General features: G+C 41.5%; 17 protein-coding genes and 2 pseudogenes. 10 read left to right on the top strand and 9 right to left on the bottom strand.

Annotated elements, in window-relative coordinates; genetic code table 11:
- The first annotated feature begins 277 nt into the window (after positions 1–277).
- Both FIV01_RS04445 and FIV01_RS04450 read left to right on the top strand, forming a co-directional pair.
- Positions 278–4,591 (top strand): toxin VasX, encoded by a 4,314-nt coding sequence (locus FIV01_RS04445; protein WP_246210422.1) that lies wholly within the window; start codon positions 278–280, stop codon positions 4,589–4,591.
- Positions 4,592–4,600: 9 nt separating this feature from the next.
- The gene (locus FIV01_RS04450) at positions 4,601–5,545 is read left to right on the top strand and encodes a hypothetical protein (RefSeq protein WP_152429913.1); all 945 of its coding nucleotides are present in this window, start codon (positions 4,601–4,603) and stop codon (positions 5,543–5,545) included.
- Positions 5,546–5,636: 91 nt separating this feature from the next.
- Here the strand turns inward: FIV01_RS04450 and FIV01_RS04455 are convergent, their stop codons facing one another.
- Together FIV01_RS04455 and FIV01_RS20575 are read right to left on the bottom strand one after the other, a co-directional pair.
- Positions 5,637–6,059 (bottom strand): PD-(D/E)XK nuclease superfamily protein, encoded by a 423-nt coding sequence (locus FIV01_RS04455; protein ID WP_152429914.1) that lies wholly within the window; start codon positions 6,057–6,059, stop codon positions 5,637–5,639.
- Positions 6,060–6,337: 278 nt separating this feature from the next.
- Positions 6,338–6,508 carry a hypothetical protein gene (locus FIV01_RS20575; protein ID WP_172971808.1) on the bottom strand — a complete coding sequence of 57 codons (171 nt, stop codon included), beginning with the start codon at positions 6,506–6,508 and terminating at the stop codon, positions 6,338–6,340.
- Between the two features lie 213 nt (positions 6,509–6,721).
- Here FIV01_RS20575 and FIV01_RS04460 point away from each other — a divergent pair, with 213 nt between their 5' ends.
- Positions 6,722–7,651, top strand: a complete 930-nt coding sequence (locus FIV01_RS04460; protein ID WP_246210423.1) for a WYL domain-containing protein — start codon at positions 6,722–6,724, stop codon at positions 7,649–7,651.
- 132 nt (positions 7,652–7,783) lie between these two features.
- Entirely contained in the window at positions 7,784–8,473 is a 690-nt protein-coding gene (gene aphA / locus FIV01_RS04465; RefSeq protein WP_152429915.1) for an acid phosphatase AphA, read from the top strand.
- A 171-nt stretch (positions 8,474–8,644) separates the two neighbouring features.
- Here the strand turns inward: aphA and FIV01_RS04470 are convergent, their stop codons facing one another.
- The gene (locus tag FIV01_RS04470) at positions 8,645–8,893 is read right to left on the bottom strand and encodes a hypothetical protein (RefSeq protein ID WP_152429916.1); all 249 of its coding nucleotides are present in this window, start codon (positions 8,891–8,893) and stop codon (positions 8,645–8,647) included.
- 41 nt (positions 8,894–8,934) lie between these two features.
- Positions 8,935–9,426: a hypothetical protein gene (locus tag FIV01_RS04475; RefSeq protein ID WP_152429917.1), complete on the bottom strand. Its 492-nt coding sequence runs from the start codon at positions 9,424–9,426 to the stop codon at positions 8,935–8,937.
- 375 nt (positions 9,427–9,801) lie between these two features.
- Here FIV01_RS04475 and FIV01_RS04480 point away from each other — a divergent pair, with 375 nt between their 5' ends.
- Positions 9,802–11,253, top strand: a complete 1,452-nt coding sequence (locus FIV01_RS04480; protein ID WP_152429918.1) for a hypothetical protein — start codon at positions 9,802–9,804, stop codon at positions 11,251–11,253.
- Between the two features lie 134 nt (positions 11,254–11,387).
- Here the strand turns inward: FIV01_RS04480 and FIV01_RS04485 are convergent, their stop codons facing one another.
- Entirely contained in the window at positions 11,388–12,014 is a 627-nt protein-coding gene (locus tag FIV01_RS04485; RefSeq protein WP_152429919.1) for a LysE family translocator, read from the bottom strand.
- 296 nt (positions 12,015–12,310) lie between these two features.
- On the opposite strand from FIV01_RS04485, the gene FIV01_RS04490 reads away from it, so the two are divergent.
- Entirely contained in the window at positions 12,311–13,009 is a 699-nt protein-coding gene (locus FIV01_RS04490; RefSeq protein WP_152429920.1) for a cytidine deaminase, read from the top strand.
- A gap of 88 nt (positions 13,010–13,097) precedes the next feature.
- On the opposite strand, the gene FIV01_RS04495 is transcribed toward FIV01_RS04490, so the two are convergent.
- Entirely contained in the window at positions 13,098–13,715 is a 618-nt protein-coding gene (locus FIV01_RS04495; protein WP_152429921.1) for an acyl-homoserine-lactone synthase, read from the bottom strand.
- A gap of 293 nt (positions 13,716–14,008) precedes the next feature.
- Here FIV01_RS04495 and FIV01_RS04500 point away from each other — a divergent pair, with 293 nt between their 5' ends.
- Together FIV01_RS04500 and FIV01_RS04505 are read left to right on the top strand one after the other, a co-directional pair.
- Positions 14,009–14,773, top strand: coding sequence for a PAS domain-containing protein (locus tag FIV01_RS04500; protein ID WP_152429922.1), 765 nt, complete (start codon positions 14,009–14,011; stop codon positions 14,771–14,773).
- On the top strand, positions 14,745–16,034 hold the full coding sequence (locus FIV01_RS04505; protein ID WP_152429923.1) for an MFS transporter: 1,290 nt from the start codon (positions 14,745–14,747) through the stop codon (positions 16,032–16,034). The genes FIV01_RS04500 and FIV01_RS04505 overlap by 29 nt, the downstream gene beginning before the upstream one ends.
- 80 nt (positions 16,035–16,114) lie before the next feature.
- On the opposite strand, the gene FIV01_RS04510 is transcribed toward FIV01_RS04505, so the two are convergent.
- Positions 16,115–16,843 (bottom strand): hypothetical protein, encoded by a 729-nt coding sequence (locus FIV01_RS04510; RefSeq protein ID WP_152429924.1) that lies wholly within the window; start codon positions 16,841–16,843, stop codon positions 16,115–16,117.
- A 405-nt stretch (positions 16,844–17,248) separates the two neighbouring features.
- On the opposite strand from FIV01_RS04510, the pseudogene FIV01_RS04520 reads away from it, so the two are divergent.
- A pseudogene (locus tag FIV01_RS04520) lies at positions 17,249–17,950 on the top strand (IS5 family transposase).
- Positions 17,951–18,258: 308 nt separating this feature from the next.
- Complete coding sequence (locus FIV01_RS04525; RefSeq protein ID WP_152429925.1) at positions 18,259–18,588, top strand: hypothetical protein; 330 nt, start codon at positions 18,259–18,261, stop codon at positions 18,586–18,588.
- A gap of 293 nt (positions 18,589–18,881) precedes the next feature.
- On the opposite strand, the pseudogene FIV01_RS04530 reads toward FIV01_RS04525, so the two are convergent.
- Positions 18,882–19,962: pseudogene (locus tag FIV01_RS04530) on the bottom strand (ISAs1 family transposase).
- 141 nt (positions 19,963–20,103) lie between these two features.
- Positions 20,104–20,820, bottom strand: coding sequence for a class I SAM-dependent methyltransferase (locus tag FIV01_RS04535; RefSeq protein ID WP_152429926.1), 717 nt, complete (start codon positions 20,818–20,820; stop codon positions 20,104–20,106).
- Positions 20,821–21,205: the final 385 nt, after the last annotated feature.

The following is a 21,205-nucleotide window of genomic DNA, read 5'->3' on the forward strand; positions in this document are numbered from 1 at the left end:
TGATGATAAACAATAGCCCACATGATATCTTTTAAGTATTTCTGAATACTCAATATTACGCACACTTAATATAAAGCATAGATGTATATATAGTGTCCTGCTCACTGTTACTGCATAAGAGATGGGCAGATATCTTACTTGTTTTATTCTCCGTGACTAACGAGGACATATACTACATCACATTTCCAAGGTATTAAGCACTGTTCACAAAGGGTCAGGAGGCGAAGCTAACGCTTCTTCTCCGGATGTGTGTTTAACGACAGTCGGCCCTGCGGTTGTGCGTATTCCCTACGGTAACAACGCAAAGTCCGCCGACCTTGCCGAGGGCACGGCGACAGTCTGCGCCGATGGTGGCAATAGCATTGCCATCAAAGGCAGTAAATTTGCCAAAAGTACTGGCGATGCTGATGGTGACCAAAAGGGCATCTCTTCTGGGACGATTGAAGACGAAGCCGAGTTTATTACCGCGTCAGCCAATGTGTTTATCGAGGGTAAAGGGGTGGCGCGCCTAAGCGATCAAATGACCATGAATAAGGGCAACACCATTTGTGACGGTGTGCAAAACCCAAGTGTAACGGTAGCCCCTGAGCTTGATATTCCCTCAACGTGCGAGATATGTGTGCGTTATCCCAACGGCAAGCGTCTGACCAATGCCCCTTACGCATTAACCGATGAAGGGATTACGCCACTTGGCGCTGGCGCGTTAGATGGCTCAGGTAAGTCCTTTGTTGCTGGTTTAATGCCGGGTAAAGTTAAACTAGTGATGCAAGAGAGCCAAGATGCTTTTTGTCTCTCTCCAGTTCGGCGCACCAATCCACATTGCATTGAAGAAATCAGTGACGACGACTTTTTTGATAAGGCGCGCAAACGTAATCAAGGCTTTTGGCAACCGACACGGGTAGAAACGGGCCTAGCACCATGGGGCGCAATTGGCCATGAGCTTACCACCGACCGCTATTTTCAAGATATTGTTGGGCTAGAAACGCGCCTGCATTATACCCACTTGCACCCAGCAACCGAGTTTAGCTTAGAAAAATCCTGTGAGACCTTGGTTGGCAATATCAATATGCCCCTGCCACACACCACAGAAGCCATGCTCGCCTATAGCATGCCGATGATACTGGAAGAGGGTGAAATACTCTCGGCGATACTTCGCCTTGCGCCTTATGAAACCACAGATCGTTTGCTGGCTTTCATTCGCGCCCGTGGTGAGGGGAACCCGCAATCTTATCTTAACGATTATGATTGGGCGGCCGCGAAAAAAGCCGTCAATGAAAGCTTCGACAGCTTGCTGAAAAAGCTTCAATCTAGGCTAGAGTTTTTGCGCGACCAAGCCAGTAAACTTAAATACGCCTATTTATCCGATGAGCTATTTAACAAGCACATCAACACCATTAAGACCTACGGCAAGGGGTTAACTGAGCTTATCGCCGGCGTGTTTGCCAAAATGCAGCTTAGGGTGTCTACGCTAATGAGCAATACCGCCAATGTTAAGGTAATTAAAGCCGCTGATAACGTCTATTCTGCTGAAGCAGGGGTAATTGAAACCGTAGTCAACACCACGCAAACCATCGACTTGGTCGAGCCCTTTATGAACGAAGTGGCGGGCAAAATAGCCGATGTGCTGCCGATTTACCCAGTGCGCTATGGTTATGCCAACTTCTTTGACACTATTATGCCCGCCCAAGCGCCGCCCACCCTGCCAGAAATGGCCAGCGCTTCCGGCCTTAATGAAACCGGCGGCTATATCTTGCGCCTGTTGCGTGAAGGTTGGATTTACATCAAAGAGGAAGAGGGCAAAGCCGATAATCAGCAGATCCATATCTTCCGCTACGCCCAGACCGAAACCGCCACCGGCGTGATTGAAAAGTTTGAGAAATACTATTTCACCAACGAAGAAAACGCCCAAGACGGTTTAACGCTCGATATCTCATCCGGCGCGACTTTCTACCCATTCGCCTTTGTCACCAATGGTACACAAAAAATCTCGATTGCTTACTCAGAGCACGAATGGGCCGCCGACATCATAGACAAGATGAACAGCGACCAAGAATGGCGCACCAAAGCCATGCAGCAAGTTGACATGAGTGCCAGCGATGACTTTAGCGACACTGCTACTCAAGATACGTTAAGCAGTTTGGTGGAAGATTACCGCAGCCATGATGTGAAATGGCTAGCGGATAAAGAAGCGCAAAAGCCGACCGATATTGGCATGGATATAGTGACCACTCAAAGAAGCTACCATCTTGTGGCGGATGAGTTAGTCGAAACCATGCAAAAAAGCCACAGCGAGAAAAAAGACGGCACTTTAGTGGTGTTATTTGACCCTGTCGGCCGACAGCGAGACATTGCCAATAAGCTCAAAATGACGGTGGCTGAGGGACAAGCCTATCAAAAGAACAACCTCTATCCATTGACAATTGGTACTTATGCTAAAGCTTGTATGGACAGTACAGAGCCTTCAGTCAGTCAATTCGCGCAAGAAAACCTTGATACTCAAGCCCTCACTGAGTTTTTGGATAACAGTGAAGTCAAAATGGATAAGGTTCAGGAGCAGACTCAGCAGTGGCTTGATATGATGGATTACTTTGTCTCCGGAGAAGGGGCAAAAAATGAGCTAGGTTCACTCACTTTTTACGTGCAATATTATATCGATACTCGCCAAGAGGGTTTAAAAAAGCCGGTAGATGAGTTAGTCAAACTGTTCTTCTTACTCGGCGGGATTTTTGATGGAGTGACCGCCAGTGAAGAAGGCATGGCCGCTATGGATGAGTGGGTAAGTCAAGCATTTACTACTGAGGCCCTTACGCCAGAGGACAATGCGGCGGGAGCGGGTTTTAAAATCGCAGAGCGTATTTTTACTCAGTGCCAAGGGGGAGATTGGAGTGAGTGGATTGATCTCTTGGGTAATCATGTGTTGAGCACTATGGGGACATTTTTGGCCCGTCTACCGATAGCGTTTGATTATGTAGGCAAGCAAAGTGAAAAATGGGCCAGAATAGCGGGCAATGTGGGTCTAGAGAAATTTTATCGCACCACTTTTCCTTCGATACTCGATGCACTGTTGGGGTTAAAAGTCACTGGGAATAGGGTGCCAGTACCTTTTGATGACGTTGAGGCGCTAATGAAAAAGCAGGCAACCCAAGGACGCGCTGCTTCTATTTGGCAAAAAACGAAAACCAACTGGTATGATAAGTTAATCGATTGGTCAGAAACGAAAGTGGATGAGAAGCAGACCCGTATTTTGCAACTGCTTGAATTTGAGGTCACGCCGAACTGCCCTAAGATAATCCAAACCATGATTGATAAGCTTAAGAAATCGGTCAATCCTGCCAGTAAAACAGCCGTGCACTTAACCGCCTCTACTGCCAGCGCAGGCTTTACGGGTTGGTCTTTTTTCCTCAATGTAGCGTCCATGTATGAGATGGGCACTCAAGAAGAGTTTACGACTCTTGACCCCATTACCAATAAAGATGAGCTTTACCGCATGTTTCAAGTGAGCGCGACATTAGGTGCTTTGGCGGCCGATAGTATAGAGCTGGCTAAATATGGTGCGAAATCAGCCAATGCCACTGCTTCAATGCTCAATAGAGGGTTTAACTCCCAATTGATGCAAAAATACCTGCCTACCCTGAGCGTCAAAATGGCTGAAAAGCTTGGGCTGGCCAATGTGATGGCCTATAGCCAGCATATGAACAATACCCTCACTAAAGCACCAGTCACTGGACTGGTTGTAATCGCAACGGTAGCCTACGCGTCTTGCTATGGTTGGGATGCATATAAAGCAGGCCAAAGTGGGAATGTGGGATTAATGAAGGGCAACTTGATAGCGGCAGGCTTCACGTTAGTTCTGTTTGGGACTGTCTTCTCTGGTGTTGTTGGTTTGGTATTTTTTTGCATCAGTATGGCAGGCTTACTTTGGAGTGGTAGCATTATCTCGCGTCATACCAAAACGGGGATTGAAAATCTACTTTTCAGATGTTTTTGGGGTAAAAGTGAAGACTATTCGTTTTGGAATTTTATTGACAGAGAAGAGGTAGATACAGTCAAAAAAAGACTCAACTTGAAGCCATCGAGAAAAAAGGCTTATTCGAGCTACCTTAGCGCAGCTTTCGAGATAGAGTCTCAAGAGTTTATTAATTACTTCTACTGGCCACAGTTAAAGGTTGAAAACACGATGACGGAGCAGGGTGCTTTCAGTGCAGAGCAGCTTCGCACTTTTAGTTTTATTTTACCTGAATTTAAAATGGGTATATCGCAGCTCCATGGTACTATGTGCAATACCTTTATTTCTAAAACAGGCACAATGGCAGTGGTTCCAAATGAGCAGATGACCAAGACGTTTAAACTCGCCTTGCTTGCCGCTTTCGAAGACCCGAAGCAGCACGAGCTTAAAGAGGATGGTCTGCATTTGACTGTGATGGCTAAGTTTCCAGTAGGATTAGGTATAAGTCCAAGTTTGCCGACACTAAAGTGGTGTTATGAGCCTGCCCCAGCACTGGTTGTACCTAAGCGTATGTTAACCTCATCAGGCAGTATCGACGGTCATATGATAGGTATGCTTGATGAGCGTCCTAACGATAACTACTAAGGATTACTGATGAAACGCAGATTTTGGGGCATATTCACCACCAAAGCCCAGCCTTTTTCCAAATGGTGGCAGGAGTTTCGCGCAGAGGTAGCTGTGATTCCCATGGAAGACCCTCTTGACCCCATAGTCTCAGTAGATGATAGGGTGCTTACCTTAAGAACCGGTTATCACAGTCTGCGCAACGCCATTATCGTGCCGCTGATGATGGTGTTTACCTTTATGCCGCTTTATATGTTTTATGATTGGCTGCCTAACTTTGAAAGTCGGCAGGAATACGCGCATGAGATGCTAGAGCATTTTGAGCAACAAAAGCCTTTTAGGGATACAATGTATGGTGCTGACGAAGTCGAAAAATATGCTAGAGCTTTGCTAAATGAAGAGGGTGAGGTGACATGGGCAACTTATTTAAGGGCTAAGGAAGTGGAAGGAAAGCTTGAAAGTTTCCTCACTAGTTTTCTACTGATAAGTTCTTTTTTGTTAGTGGGTATTGTTATGTGGCTGCTTTTCCTTTTAAAGCCCAGAGATGCCGAAGTGTATTTTGATCGTCAGCGCAAAATTGTGTATAGCTGGCGTCATGGCAGGGTGGGCGCGGCCTACTTTGATAAAATGGGCTTAATTGAAAACCAAGTTGGTATCAATCTTGTGTTGCAGTTTGAAAACAAAAAACAAAAGGGCTACCACCCGATGGCGATTGTTGGAATTGATACAGGTAAGCTGACCTTTCACTCTGAAGCCGATACCACGTATCCACTCGCGCAAATCCTTGCCTTTATGGACCATGGCAAAAACGCAGTGATCACTGGCCCTTCTTTTAAGCGCAAACCCGCCAAGTTTTTCTGGCGTATCGATCCTAAACCAGATAACTTTGAGCAACGCGTTAACGCCGCCCTAGAAGCTGAAGGTGATTTTGTTCATCAATACCAAACCCGCTGGGTAAAAGGGCACGCGATATAGTCATAAGTGATATATAACGGTGAAAAGAAAACAAGTCACTGTTTAAATGAATGTGTGCCCAAATGTGGCACACATCTGCGAGTCACATTATTTAGGCTGCGTTACTGCCTAGATCTGGCTCTATAAAGGAAGCTAATTCTTTTACTGTAATAGCTGTTAGCTTTGGTGCTGACGAACGATAAGAGTTTAGAAACTCAACTGCTCGATCATGCTTAAGCAACTCACTTCCTCCACAGACAACTAAATAGTCATCGTAAGAGGATCTAGCTGCATCTATTATGGTGTAACCCAGTTTCTCTATTGCAGTACCATTAGACTCTTGAAATTTGGCTACAACTTGAATCGTACGCATTGTCGTGTACAAAACAAAGTGCGCGTAATCACTTTTATTAGAAAAAATACTGGGATACTTAACATTTCGTTGGTAAGTCATCGGTTGCTTGGATTTACTCTCATGAAACCCTAGCTCTTCAAAAGTATTAGAAATATCACTTAGTAGGTCTTTTCTACACATTTGTATCTGCCTCAAATTAGGTTTATTACTCTCCGATATAACCTAGGTAAAAGGTTTTACCTCGGAGAAGATGCCGTTCCTTCAAATTTTTGTTAAAGAAACGAATCGCTATATTGAGGTGAACATTAAAGAAAGGTACTATCATTTGTCTCAAAGGTTTATAGTCTGTTCTTTAATGGACAAACACCTAGGGTGTTTTGCCTTATCCGTTCTGTTGGCGCAGAATCAGTAAATCACCTCATAATAAAAGCACTTTTCAGTCAAGCTGATAAGTGCTTTTACTTCTCTTTTCTAACTCCCTTAAATGGTTTTCCATCGCTCTTGACGTTTATAAATCTCCCAGTGTTAGCATCACGTTTTACCCAATGACCAGATCTGGTTTGAGTTTGAGAACGTTCACGAACAGCCCCATGACGGTAGCCATCACCAGCTTTTCCATTAGTTGCCATAAACAACCTCCTATTTCCACAGTTGAAGACCAATTCCACAACCCTGAACGATTCTATGATGAAAAAGTGAGCAGGTCAATGGTTGCGTATATTTTTTATAAGTGAAATTAATTGTTGACGATTTGAAAATCTATCTCAAGTTTGTTTTTGATTATCATAAATGGACTTTTATCGGGTGTAAGAGTAATATTTAAAGCACATATAAAGAGAGCTATGGTAGCAATGTACACATACAAAGAACTTAAAGAAGAGCATACAAATAACGCAGATCGGTTAGCATATATAGATTTCATGCTGCGCTTTACTGGTATTGTAAAACGTTCCGACATTGGAGGTATGTTTAATTTATCCGATGCTGCCGCTTCTAAGGTTTTGGCGGATTACAGTCGTGTTTGGGGACGTAACATTGAGTATAATAGGAGTCTTAGAGCTAACGCTATTGTTAGAAATAACTACAATCCTGTGATCGAACTTGATGCTGAAACATCACTTGGGATGCTAGCTCACGGTTTTAATAAGAATAAGCTACACCAAGTTGCTAAAACGACTATCCCGTTTGAGAAAATTGGTAGAGTATCAAATGAATTGTCAGTCGAATTTATAGCGAGAATTACTCGGGCAATTAATGGCAAATACGCTATCAGTTGTGAGTATCTTTCTGAAAATAGTAACAATCATAGTAGGCGAATGATTATTCCACTTGCGATAATGCATGATGGCGTGAACTGGATGTTTAGAGGTTACCACCGAGACGATAATAATAAAATTTTCTTTAAGAACTTCCATTTTTCTAGGGCGTTAGATGTTGTTGAACATTTCGAAGGTGGAGAATACAAGGCTCTCCCACATGAAACCTTAGAGTCTGACAAGGAATGGAATTTAGTCCTTCCTCTGCAATTGAGAATCCATCCAGACAGAGATGAATCTCAGAAAAGAAGAATACGAATTGATTTTGGTATTCCTGAGAACAAAGATACCCTAACTACGTCCGTACGTTGTGCTTTTCTCTGGATTATGGAAAGAGAATGGTTTATCGATAGTAAGAACGATGAAGAAAACTCAGATACAAAAAGATCGAAATTCTTCAAGTTTGAGCTTTTAAATGCAGAAATGTTAAAGCTTGTTAAACAAGGCAACCTTTAGAAACGAGGAAGGAAAGTCCAGAGTATCCCCTAAAAACACCATAAACAAAAACTAATTTTGCTCGAATGAATAGCATTATAAAAGGTGTAAGATCGCTAGGTTTAAGCGTACGAACTCTCACTAGGATGAAAAATGAAGACGTCTACCATCATTGCACTTAGCTCACTTTTTTCGGTATCAGTACTTGCCAATACTCCTGCAACCCTTGATATGCATACTCTTTCTGCTCAGGCATCAACCCAGTACCCAGATATTACTTGGACCACGGTTGATAAGATTGCATCAGAGCTTCCGAAGCATCCTATTAATGTGGGTTTAGATATTGATGACACTATGCTGTTCTCAAGTCCGGTTTTTTACTACGGTAAACAAAAGTATTCTCCAGATTCCTTTGATTACTTAAAAAACCAAGATTTTTGGAATGAAGCTTCAACGGGGCTTGATCGTTTTTCTATCCCCAAAAAATCAGCGATTGAATTAGTCTCCATGCACTTAAAACATGGTGATACCGTTTACTTCATTACTGGTCGCACTGCTCCAGAGGGGCAAGAGACAGTCACTGAAACCTTGCGTAATATTTTCCCTAAAGAGTACGAGAAGCAAATTAAACCCGTCATTTTCGCAGGTTCGTTAGATAAAGTTCAGCAACTCAAAATGGCAAAAATTGCTCAATACTATGGCGACTCAGACGAAGACATTACCAGCTCTCGTGAGGCTGGTGTCAAAGCGATTCGGTTCCTAAGAGGCGCGCAGACTACCTATACTCCACTACCTCATGCAGGTAAGTATGGTGAAGAAGTTCTGATTAACTCGAACTACTAAAATTGGTGGGCGTCATCTAATCTGAACTGAAATCAGAGGTGTTAGCTAGCGCACTATACTTATTGCGCTAGCTGCCAAAAAGTGACCTTTTGATACTTAATAAAAGAAAGTTCGTGGTACGCATTTCAAGGCCCTTTCGAGGGGCTGACTGTGATCCTGAGCTGATGACGTTTAAAACTCTTTTCTTACGGTGCTGGCTTTTACCCATTGGGATACCTTGCCAGTGGCTTTATCAAAGCTTGAGTCCAAACATCTCGCCTTCGAGATATAGTCGACTCCTCGACTGATCCCTAAACCGTGATATCCGAATACCCGAGATTCAGGAAAATGCTTACTCGCTTCTGCTTTTGCACTTTTGGCCAAAGGCTCTGTACCGTTTCTTCTCTGTGAAATATCATTTGTATTGTTAAAAGACTGCAATGTTTCTCTGTCGGCACTCTCACATGCAGTTATTTTAATCTTTACTTGTGGTTTGATTTTTTTCTAACCAGACTGCTGATATCGCTGATGACATCCGATATAGGCTTACTGCCACTGCCTTCTATCGTGTCGTATAAATGTGGTCTGCCTGCTTCACCATGGCCGATGACATATATAGTGTCAATTGTGTTCTCAGGTAGTGTTTTAGGGTCAATCACATTAAGCTGATTAATAGCTTTATACTCTCCAAGTGTTTTAGTTTCTAACGGGAAGTTATTGTGAACCATCTCTACACCCAATGACTTAATACAAGAACTCATTTTTTCTTCATAGAAGCCACCTTTTTTCAAACTGCTCTGTAATTCTTTGTCTTTGAATTCCGCAATTGAAGATGTTAAAGCACCCCGACTGAGCGTAGAGCAAATCATAGGTAAGGGTTCTTTTCCTTTAAGAACTCTTGCACTGTTGATTGCCATGGCTTGGACCACCATATCCTCATTATAAAATGGACTATATATAACGCCATTTGGCACGTGACGAACACTTTTGACGTTGGATGGAAAATCACCTGAACGTTTTGCAGAGTCTTTTGGTGTAAACCTAGTTTCATGGCGGAGAGGTGTAACAGTGGGTAAAGGTATAAATATCTCAAGACAGTATTATAGAGACATAATCCTCTCTCTCCTAAGTAATTAAACTCAATAGAATAATTCTGAAATGTGTTCAAAATTTATTCTGCTGAGGCGTGAGCTTGATTAAGTGTTATGACATCAAGTCGCTATCAGTACGCCCTTCTTCTATCCTCTCTCCCCAAAAAACTCATCTTAATTCCATTAATATCAATTCTCATAAAATTTTCTAATGATAGTTTTATCTTTAAAGTCAGAGGAAATAGGCGATGCCAACACATGAATACATTCGTAAATATAGGTCACTCAACCCCAAGTACCTTAGCTGGCCGATCTCATGTAATAGAGAATCAAACTGACAAAATAGAGGTCAAGAGTGTTACTGCAAATTGCGATGGAGGTAAGACTTCTCTCGAGGGTATACCATCGCTTACCAAGGTCTCTAAAGGTAAAGATAACTTTAAATGCAAAGTGGCATCTTCAGAGGAAGCCCATAACTTAGAGCTGAGATCTAATGCGGCCGCCACAAAAAGATCTGACAATACCTACAAGTTCAGAAGGAATAATACAACCTTCATTGATAGCCCTATACCGGGAAAGCTCTACAGCTTGGATGACTTGCTAACAGAAGGCATATACATGCCCAAGGTATCGAATTGGAATGAAATTCCATGCTGTAAAAAATCCGATGCCTACGAGGCTTTACTTTTTAGAAACAGAGTTCTTTCAAAAAAAATTAACGACAGACAAGATATATATAGAATCATAAGGGGCCATGTTAACCCAGAATTTACCCCATTCTATGATGAGGCCACAAACAGGGTTTTGTTGGTTAAGTTTGATTCAAAACTTCAAGGACTGGGGATAACTGCGGGAACTATTTACGACTGGAAAGGGGGTAAACTAGGTAACATTATTTTAAGAAAGGACTGTCTCTGGTCCACTCAATCAAATCAAGAGCTTAGTCATAATATCATTAGTAAAGATGATGCAGCATCATTCTTAAATTTCGGTCGCGAACCGTCGGGTGATAAGGGTGAAGTAGAAGCTAAGACTGCCAAGTGGATCGAATCAATTGCACAGAAAAATACGTTATTTTCGCAGGGTGATTTGGCGTTTAAAATCTATCCATCTGAGAGAAACTATACCGAAATCGCATTAAAATCTAAGCTGAGCCATATGGTAGATAGTCGCAATTTGTATTTTGACAAATATGGAAACTTTGATGAGAAAAGCTGGAAAAAATTCATAAAAAATAATGGTATCTCTATCTTAGGTACTAAGAAGGAACCAGTACGGAGGATGTTAAAAGACCTTTATTTTAACAGTCAAAGCTTTAGGCGTATGTTCAATCAAAATATAAATCAACATCAAAAACTTGAGATAATTTTCCCAGCGAGTGATACATATCACTCGCCCAATATTCATGAAAATGCTCCCAAAAGTCGCCAAGTTTACCTTCAAGAAACGCCAGCTGTTAATGAACTAGGTATGCACAATAGTCTTGCTCATGAACTCACACACGCTTTTGCACGCTTAGATGATTACCCTAGGTATTACCGTTTCTTGTTGACTCCCCAAGAGCGTGAAAGCTTTAAGGTTGCATTTCCAGGTCCAGTAGAATTAATAAACCATAAAATAGCGGAAGAATTAGCCTCTAATGGGATTGGAATAGCGTACAAGCTTCACCCTTATGGAAGTGCGTCTAGGGTTTATAAGAGGTTTAGTTAAGATATATAAACACGTTTAGTAACCTTTAAAGAAACCGCCATCAAGCAATATGTATTGCCCTGAAATATGGTTGGTTAAATTGCCTAATAGGGTTTCTAAAGAGTCAACAATATCTTCACTTTTCATTGATGTGACTATTCTTGCTTTAACGCGGCGACAGCAAAACCTGAAGTGATGAAAGTTAAGCCTGCTCCTATATTGAGTCCGTTCACCACCCGCGGCGTTTTATTAAGCCAACCTGCCAATTTAGATGCAAATATTCCCATCAACGCAAAACCTATCGCTGTTAGAAAAGCAAACCACGCGCCGTAGACGATCATCTGAGTTGTTACTGAGCCAAGTTGAGGGTTTACAAATTGCGGTATGAAAGCGAGTACGAACATTCCTGGCTTAGGATTTAGCGATGCGGATAAGAAACCAGTCGTGACAATACTGGTGAGTGGCTGTTTTTCACTGGGGGATAAGTTAATAAGGCTTCGAGACCGTAGTACTTTGATGCCCAGCCAAATAAGGTATCCAGCGCCTACGGTTTTTACAATAATAAATGCTAGCTCTGAAGTTTGTATTAATAGTGTTAATCCAAATGTCGCGGTTAAAACATGGAATAAAATACCGGCCCCAGATGCTAATCCAGACAAGCTTGCAGCAAGTTTACCTTGGCTCAAGCCTCTACCTATGGCCAAAATATTATCTGGGCCCGGTGATATAACTAAAACTAAACATGCCAACGTATACGTTATCCAAACTTCTATCGGGAACATGGCCCCCTCCTTGAGTATGATTATATTTTTGAGTCGATAGGCTTACATGACTACCAGTTAGTCATCGATAAATATCATGGTAAGTACATAACTTACCATATAAAACTATTTGACAAAGCAAAGATATAAGCTGTCTCGAACTTTGGAATAGCGGCATATTTCACGTTTACCAGTATCAATAGCAATACTGCCTGTGTAAAAACGATTAATTCTATATATTAATGTGTAATTAGCCATTGATTGGTGAAGTTAATGTTGTTAGCCTCTCCGCGCTTTGAAGTTCTACGGAAAACATAATGAAAAATATAAAGTTATTTACTGCTATTTTAAGCCTTGCAGTGTTAAGTGGTTGTGCGTCAAGAATTGTAGAAATGCCCGATAATTATTGGGAAAAGGAGTCGGTTGAAACGGTCGTTGTTGCATTTGTTAAACAGCCTCAAATGAGTGCCTCACGCAGTGGAGCGCAAGGATTACTCGACATGGCCATCAATGAGGCGATTACAGATTCCGTTGAAAATCATATCGAAACGTTAAATTACGAGACACTTGAGGGGCATCAGCCACGTATTGCTGAAATATTAAAAGCAAAAGGTGCGAAAGACGTCATCGTTCTTCAAAAGTATTTTGATGTTAGTGATGCCAATGAACTGCCTGAAGCAGAGCAAAAAGAAGGCTATTTTAACTTCGACGTTTCTAAATTAAGAGAAAAGCATAATGCCTCTCATTTACTGGTTATTCAGGTAATAAATGCAGGAACCATTCGCGATTATTATGGCTTTATTCCGCTCAGCGACCCACGTGGTTATGTGAATGGAGAGGTTACTATCGTTCGTCTAAGTGACAATAAAATTCAAATGCGAAACCCTATCCTTGTTGAAATCGAAGTCCCAGAAGGTATTGAGTGGGATGATGAAGAGAATGGTTACCCAGCGATTTCGAAAGTTGTGAATAGCGCTCTTGATGAGGCAGGTCATCAGGTTGGAAACATGCTTTAATTGCGATCATGGGCCGCGGATGCGGCTCTTTTTGTATTAAATAGTGCAAGGAGATTAAGAGGTATACACCTTAAAAAAATTCAGTGCGTTACTGCTCTCCAAAGCAAAGTACATTGTCAGATATACCAGTTTTTTCTTTCACAGAATTGAGAGTGTCTTTATTAACGGCCATTTTTCCAGCACGAACTTTTTTTCCATCACCTGCAATTGAGAAATCACCTAACCAAGAGATTGGGCAGCCATTATTTATAAAGACGTTTCTCCAGTATATAGGGAGCATAAGACCAACAATATGGGTTATTCCATGTGTAAGGCTATATTCTAGGTAAGCAATGACAAGCTCTTGCATCGCACGCCTCCTCTGAGCGGGTGCCAAGTTCTTATCCAAGCAAAATCGGCTTCCCTCCCAAACATCAGGGTCTGAGGGTAAAGGTTCATCTGTTACTAGATGCGGGAATACCTCTTGCAACATGTAAGGCCGAGTTGTTGGATATAACCTAGCGACCCCCCTTACTTTTTCGTTTTCACGCCACACAAAGTATACAGTTGCAGGGTTATCGTATTGGTCATACTCCATGCTGTTAACAAAAGGTACATCCCATGATTGCCTTTCAATTAAACATCGGTATCTAAGTTGAAACTGCTCTGCGAGAGGGTTTCCTTTGAAGTTATGAAGGGTGCTTATTGTTATACATTCAACTGTCATTGCCAAGCCTGATTACCACTTAATATATTTATACTATTAATATATTTATACTATTAATATTAAAATCGAGTCTTATGAAAGCAGGAATAGTTATTTACCTATATTGTATGAACAATAGCGATATTATCTTTTTGTGAACTAATAATTAATATTATGTAACTATCAAATTTTTTATTTCATATAAATGCAATTTAAGTCATGAAATTACAGAATGTAACAACACACTTCTCACTTATTCGATTTTCTTCTTAGTAAAGAGATTCACTTTAATGGGTAGATAGTTATGTGATAGAGTGCACTGCATTCAAGGACACACAGCTGTGCTACCCGATTTGGACAATAAGTTAGCGCTTAACTCTTATGTTATCGACGATGTGGTAGATTTAGCGGACCAGATGTCTAACCCTGTTATGTTAAAAGACAGTAGGGGACGATATTTGTATGCGAATCAATCAAGTATCTCTTTATTTGGCTTAAGCCACCAAAATGAAATAGTGGGTCTGAACTCGAAAGAGCTTAAAGGGAAAGTGACTCACCGCTGGCATGATTCATTTGAACGTGCCATTTCAGATTTAGACTCATTTGTGGTGAAAAAGCGCCTTTCGGGGCGAGATAATATGAGAGCGATTCCTTGCCAAGACGGCACGTTGCGTGTTCAGAACATGATCAAAAAGCCGATGGTTAGCCAACTATCAGATAAAGTCACGTCTATTTTTACCTTCAGTGAAAACTTAACCGATGAGATAGATAGGCTGTCTTTACTCAGCCTTTATGTCGACTTTTATTCTTCCCACCTTGTCGCAGTTCGCTATTTTCTCAAGTATCTTTGCGTTGAATCATTATTTATTAAGACGCCGTCGCTTCGAGAAATGGAAACCATATTACGTATTGCTGCTTTGGGTAATCAAAAATCTGTATCAACTCAGATGGGGATCTCGACAAGAACAGTGGAAGAGAACATTCGAAAAATTAAGCAAACCAAGCTTGCCAATGAATACCTATGGTCTGTACTTTTGGAACTAATAAGAAATGAACGCCGAAACCTTAAAATTAAGTAAAGTTATACAAATTACTACTGTATCCAATGTTTTTGAATGGTATGAATACATTATTTTTGCCTATTTATACGCTTCGATTGGTCAGTATTTCTTCTCTTCATCGGATCCTATCTCTGCGGCTATAGAAACATTTGGTGTGTTCGCGCTCAGCTATCTGGCAAGGCCATTTGGTAGTATGTTCTTTGGTTGGCTATCAGACAGTGCTTCCATCTCGAAAGCGGCTAGAATCTCTATGATGATGATGGCAATACCGCCAATTATTATCGTGTTGATACCCAGCTACGCCAGTATTGGTATTGCAGCGCCTATCGCTTTAGTGGCCGCACGTTTAGTGCAAGGCTTTGCCGCTGGTGGTGAGCTGCCCGTAACGGCGACCTTTGCCTATAACCATACGGAGACAAAATTTAAACGTTTTGCCTGCGCTTTAGTTAATTGCAGTTCTTTGATTGGTGTATTGCTCTCATCGTTGACCATTACACTAATGAACACGTTTCTCACCCAAGAGCAAATTATAGCGGGTGCATGGAAATATCCATTTTATCTTTCTATCCCTTTAATATTGTTCTTATTTTGGTTGCGAAAGGATTTATTTCTACTCGATTCCACAGCCACAAAAGACTCAGAGGGCCGAAAAGAGACGGGCTATCTAGCGCAAATTTATCAACATAGGCACGCTTTTCTGGTCGGCTTCTCAGTGATTGCTTCTTTGCAAATCTCTTTTTATCTGATGTTTATCTGGTTCCCGAGCTATTTAAATCTCTTTCTTGGCGTGCCAAAGCTTACAGCCTCTGCGTTTAATACCATAAGTCTTTTTATCATGGTGATCACAGTGATATTGACGGGTTTGGCTTTAATTCGTTTTGAAGGAAAGAAGCTGCTATTTCACTTTCTTTATATTGAAGTTGTTGCGGTGATTGGCGCCTTCTATTGGCTTATCCATGATCAAAGCTATGTAACACTGGCATGCATTAGTGTGGTTTTCTCGATTTTAATTGGGGTTATCGATGCCATTGCGCTTGGATTTTTAGGCGGGTTATTTAAGTCGAGTATTCGTGGAATTGGAATGAACATGACATTTACACTGCCTGCAGTGTTCTTTGGCGGTTTTTCTCCACTGATTGCGACTTGGTTAATCGATCAAACTGGGGTGCTGATGGTCCCAGCATCGATGATTGCAGTGGTATTGATGTTAAGTTTATGTGTGATTGTTAAGTTTGAGCGTGAACTAGACAACCACCTAGAACTCCAGTATCAAGATTAACAGCCTGTTTAGTAAAGGAGTCATGGACTCTATCAAACGCCTCTTTGCCATGATAGTGGCAAAGAGGTGATTTTTAAACACTATCTTTGATGGTGACGAAAGGCCATAGGAAAATCTTGATCGCGCGTGAGAAGTTTCTTGAATGTTCTTTTTTCCTGTATAACGCTAGAGGGAGTGGCAACCTCTTTTATTTTTTCAGGAAACTCGTTATTTACAAGCAGGTTTACATATTGCGTAACTTCTTTTACCGAATAAGTATCGAGCTTCTGAGTTCTAATGATTTCATCAATATTTTGGTCAAGTTGTTTATATGCCAGACTAATAAGTTCTTCTCTTTCCTTTTTACTCAAACGTGCCATATTCTTTTCCATTCCAGAAACCAGATAAGTACGGAGTGGTCCTGAATTCATTAGACAATCGGTATTTAAGTGGTTTTTTAAGTTTTTCTCAATATTACGCTGAGCTTGTTTTATTCTATCTGGATTTTTAATTTCATTAGCTTTTTTTTCTAAATGTGCATTCACTTCAGAGGTTGCTCGGAAAACAACATGATTATAAAGAGTTTCATATTGTATATTACTCTCTTTTTTGGTGGGTTTCTTTGCTTCGGCTAAAGTCTTCTTCATGGCTTTATCGATAATACGCTGATGAGTTCCATTTCTTTCGGTGGACTTAACTGCAGAATTGATTTCTGTATATGGTGCTTTAGATTTTTTGCTAAAAACCCTCCTAACTTGGAATGAAGTATTAGTACTTCCACATTGGTAAGCAGGGCGTTTTGCTTCTGAAGTAAATAGGTTGAGTTTCATAGCGCCTTCACAAATTCTAATTTTTGACCCTTACTATTGTTGTTTTTGTTATTTGTGGGATCAAATGATAATTTATGACATATCATGCTAAAATGCGGGACAGAAGTTAAAGAGGCTCACTGTATTAATAGGCTTTTTGGCGGGCTTTGAGGGGGTATACTTTTACCATACTAATTTTGAGTTTATGTGTGATTGCTATGTTTGAGCGTGAACTAGACAACCACCTAGAACTCCAGTATCAAGATTAACAGCAAGTTTAGTAAAAGAGTCATAGACTCTATCAAACGCCTCTTTGGTCATGTGTCATTCCTGTTTTGTATATTCTACGGCGTTGTTGCCTAAATCAGTTGAACCTTTTTCGAGTCCTGCGATCTGACCCTTTATGATGGTTCGAGCGGTGACAACATGGGTAAGGCGAAAAAGAAGATAACTAACTGGGCGGAGTACAATAAGGCTTTGTGCAAAAGGGCTCGGTTACGTTCTGGATAGATGATACAGCCGTGGAGGCATGGCGATGCAAAACCCATCATGGTAAGCGTGGTAGAGGCTTTCAGTACTCTGATACCGCGATTGAAACTGCCTTGATGATTAAAGGAATATTCTCACTACCATTACGTGCTCTCCAAGGTTTTATCGACTCTATCTTTGAGTTATTGGAGACTCCGCTGACTTCCCCAGACTACACCTGTATCAGTAAACGCTCGAAGACAGTCTAGGTCAAATACCGTAATAAATCTAAAGGGGTTATTCGTCATATAGCCATTGACTCGACTGGCCTCAAAGTCTTTGGTGAGAGTGAGTGGAAGGTGAAGAAACACGGTACCGAAAAACGTAGAACATGGCGCAAGTTGCACTTAGCCGTTGATGTAGATACCCATGAAGCCATTAGTGCCGAGGTCAGTCTGGTCAATATTGGTGATAGCGGAGTGGAAATCCGAGACTGGTTATCACTATCGCTCAATATCTGAGACCGCAATGTCTCGATATAAAGGACTAACTAGCGGTAAATTGAGCTTGAGATGTTATAACGCTCAAGTGGGTGAAATCATGGCGAATGTCAAAGCGATAAACAAAGTCATAGGACTAGGCATGCCTGTTCGAAGCTAACGGAAAGTTAAATATGGCGTCGTTGATCTTGAAACCGATTTGCTCAACAACGCCCTTTTCTGGTATAAATCACATAAATAAAAAATGATAATACGCAGTCTCGTTTTTATGGCTTGGTAGGATGTGCAATGTGACGTATATTCGATAGTTTTTAATGAGTTATGGTAAGTTGATTGAAAATCAGGCAGACAGAAAAACGAGACGAGCTGTTATTAAAAATGTTGTACCAAGCACAAGATTAAGAGGGAAACACTATTTTAGTTGGTATCCGGTTATTTTAAAGTGCCGAAAAAATGAGAGGTAAAATAATGAAAAAGTATTTACTAAGTATGATGTTTATCGCGATGCCGGCAATCGGAGCACTAGAGAAGTCAGGTACAACCCAAGTCGACTCTGTACTGTCATATAGTGTATTTGGAAGTGGCGATCTTACTTTTAACATTAAGGACAGGCTAGGAAAGTGTGAAGGAGGCTTTTGGTTTAATAAGAACGATCCTGGTTATGAAGCAAACATAAGTACTTTGCTATCTGCGTTTCATGCTAACGCAAAAGTTAATGTTCAGGGACATTCTGAACAAAGATGGGCAGGCTCACACAGTAATTATTGTCACCTCTACTTGATCCGCCTAGTAAAATAAGGGTTATCGTCCTTAGCTGGTATAACACATATGAGCCTTCTTCTGCCTGTCAATAGAATATGCAATAACATCCTATTGGCTGCGCGAGCAGCCAATGCTCTTTGAACAACAAAGTTATCTATTTCACTTTGTTATTTCGCTCGTTAAGCATTGCTTACGACAAACACATATTGAGGAGCTCTTATTGCAGTCTGGCTTGTTTTTCGAAAGAACGGTCTCGTTTAGTAGAGAGAAGATTTAATAAGTTATTGGCTAATAAAAGGATTGCCACTCCAGGGCGTCCGCATGAATGGTTAGGATTTAGCCATTGACGTCAGTCCAGCAACCAAAACTTGCTTCAAGAAGCTGGGGTTCACCATGCAACGTTTCTGCTTCATTGGCACACTAATTTTGGTTGGCTCAGCTCTTAACATGTTAAGCGCCATGTGTCTTAATCCTGCCAAATTTTCAGCCGCGTTTTGCCGGTAAATCTGACAAGCATCTTCTCGCATGCTCACATCTAAAATCCAGTGCATTGACTCTATCCCCCAGTGGGCTCTAATGGTATTTCCTGCCTGCTTCGGGGTTAGATCAGCTGAACTTATATAGTAGCGGTACTCCAACACTGGCGAGTCCGCTCCACGTTGAGAAGTCACCCTCTAACTCGCTAGCCTTGAGTACATGGCAGGTACGCGCTTCTACGCGGCCCTTTTGCTTCTTGATTTGATAGGTAGTTTTGTCAATAGGGGCTCGACGGTGTGAGGCGAAGGCTGTTTGTATGGCTGCCGACAACTTACCTTGATTACCTTTTACTGCCAACAAGTAATCTCCGCCCTTGCTAGTGATCACTTTGGCAATCTTCGTCTGGCAGGCCATCGCATCAATCGTCACGATAGCTCCTCGCAAGTCGAGCATCTTAATAAGCTCGGGAATCGCGGTTATTTCATTGCTTTTATCGTTGATTTTGAGTTGACCCAGTACCAGTTGGCTAGCACTTGCGTAGGCGCTCACCATATGGATAGTGCTTTGCCTGTCATCTCTATCGTAGGAGCCGCGCAAAGTCTTGCCATCAATGGCAACCACCTCACCACACGTCAATGTATGTACCGCGTTCATCCACCCCAGAAAGCAATCGCGAAACTCGGCCGGATCAATATTTGCTATCAGACGAGCAAAGGTATCGTCGACAGGCACGCCGTTTTCAACCAGCCCCTGTTTAAGAAACCACTCATGGTGGCCAAGAACATATTCACGAATGTCAGTCCAGCCTTGACCTCCGGCTATCACGGCGCAGATTGAGCCAAATAAAATATCAAACAGTGGATAATCTACTTTTGCGTTTTATCGCTCGTCACGGATGATGCTGGAATGCGCTTTGATGGTCTCTAAATTTATGTGCCGCTCCTCAAAAGAGGAGCATAAGATCACATTTGGCTCATCAGGTCAATTTTAAACCGAGATTGGACAAAAAACGTTCATGATCTTGCCCTGGGGGGGACACCTTTACCATACTAATTTTGAGTTTATGTGTGATTGCTATGTTTGAGCGTGAACTAGACAACCACCTAGAACTCCAGTATCAAGATTAACAGCAAGTTTAGTAAAAGAGTCATAGACTCTATCGAATGCCTCTTTCCCATGATGGTGGCAAAGGGGAGATTTATGTTCTCGCATGGTCTTAAGTACACTTTGGTAGCTTTCAAAAAACATCTCCGATAAGTCGTGTACCTCAACGATGGACCAAGGCGAGAAAATAGTATCGAGTCTATCTAAGGCAATTGGGTTGAAAGGGGAGTGGTCATCATCAAAGAGATTGCCTTTAAATGGCGTTTTTGAGCAGTACTCAAAAACGAGTAAATCGGCCTTTTCCCTTGCTCTTCCCATTAATGCATTACATGCTTTGTTCTGGTCTTCAAATGCATAGAAAGAGGAAAATAGTGTAAAAAGATCAAAGGTTTCTTCAGTGAGTTGGTCGATATCTAGCACATCGCCATGGAGAAATTCGCAATCTTTGTATTGATTTCTGGCGTAATGTACCGCTTGGATATCTTTGTCTAGCCCAGTGGTTGTTACTATTTGGTTGAGCATATCCACTGTGCCACCTAAGCCGGATCCCACATCTAATACGCGTTGCTTTGATGCAAAGTTGATTTTGCTTGTGGCAAACTGAACCGCTTCTCTGTCTTTTGGGTGAGTGAAATCGCCATTTCTTATTTCCGCCAGCAGATGCTTTTTTTGAATAAAAGTGTTCATGAAAAATAACCCATTGAAACCTATTGATTGATTTTGCTTTGATTAAAGATGAAAACCAATGAGTATTACAAACCACGAGTAGAAAAACATACGGGATTTCCCCGTATGTTAAATGATACCAGATTGTATATTGTATACCCGCGCTTAACCTGATTTGTCCCTACTCGGAAAATCATGATAAGCATTAGATATAGGTCTTTCTTTTTTCCTTATATCAACCCGGTTTTAGAGCCCGGAAACCTTTATATAGCCAATTGTTGATATGGTCCGGATTTTGGACATCCACGTGAAAGCGTTCCCCACTTAGTTTAAGTGGGGATTTTTTATAATAGTAAAGTCAATGTGGCTGCTATCACTCAATAATATGAATTATTAGATAAGACAT

Origin of the sequence: Vibrio aquimaris (assembly GCF_009363415.1) — a bacterium.
Lineage (GTDB): Bacteria > Pseudomonadota > Gammaproteobacteria > Enterobacterales > Vibrionaceae > Vibrio > Vibrio aquimaris.

Bases quoted from the DNA above. Each gene is read 5' to 3' on its own strand.
- FIV01_RS04450 (WP_152429913.1), top strand. From the start codon at position 4,601: ATGAAACGCAGATTTTGGGGCATATTCACCACCAAAGCCCAGCCTTTT.
- FIV01_RS04455 (WP_152429914.1), bottom strand. From the start codon at position 6,059: ATGTGTAGAAAAGACCTACTAAGTGATATTTCTAATACTTTTGAAGAG.
- FIV01_RS20575 (WP_172971808.1), bottom strand. From the start codon at position 6,508: ATGGCAACTAATGGAAAAGCTGGTGATGGCTACCGTCATGGGGCTGTT.
- FIV01_RS04460 (WP_246210423.1), top strand. From the start codon at position 6,722: ATGGTAGCAATGTACACATACAAAGAACTTAAAGAAGAGCATACAAAT.
- aphA (WP_152429915.1), top strand. From the start codon at position 7,784: ATGAAGACGTCTACCATCATTGCACTTAGCTCACTTTTTTCGGTATCA.
- FIV01_RS04480 (WP_152429918.1), top strand. From the start codon at position 9,802: ATGAATACATTCGTAAATATAGGTCACTCAACCCCAAGTACCTTAGCT.
- FIV01_RS04485 (WP_152429919.1), bottom strand. From the start codon at position 12,014: ATGTTCCCGATAGAAGTTTGGATAACGTATACGTTGGCATGTTTAGTT.
- FIV01_RS04490 (WP_152429920.1), top strand. From the start codon at position 12,311: ATGAAAAATATAAAGTTATTTACTGCTATTTTAAGCCTTGCAGTGTTA.
- FIV01_RS04495 (WP_152429921.1), bottom strand. From the start codon at position 13,715: ATGACAGTTGAATGTATAACAATAAGCACCCTTCATAACTTCAAAGGA.
- FIV01_RS04505 (WP_152429923.1), top strand. From the start codon at position 14,745: ATGAACGCCGAAACCTTAAAATTAAGTAAAGTTATACAAATTACTACT.
- FIV01_RS04510 (WP_152429924.1), bottom strand. From the start codon at position 16,843: ATGAAACTCAACCTATTTACTTCAGAAGCAAAACGCCCTGCTTACCAA.
- FIV01_RS04525 (WP_152429925.1), top strand. From the start codon at position 18,259: ATGAAAAAGTATTTACTAAGTATGATGTTTATCGCGATGCCGGCAATC.
- FIV01_RS04535 (WP_152429926.1), bottom strand. From the start codon at position 20,820: ATGAACACTTTTATTCAAAAAAAGCATCTGCTGGCGGAAATAAGAAAT.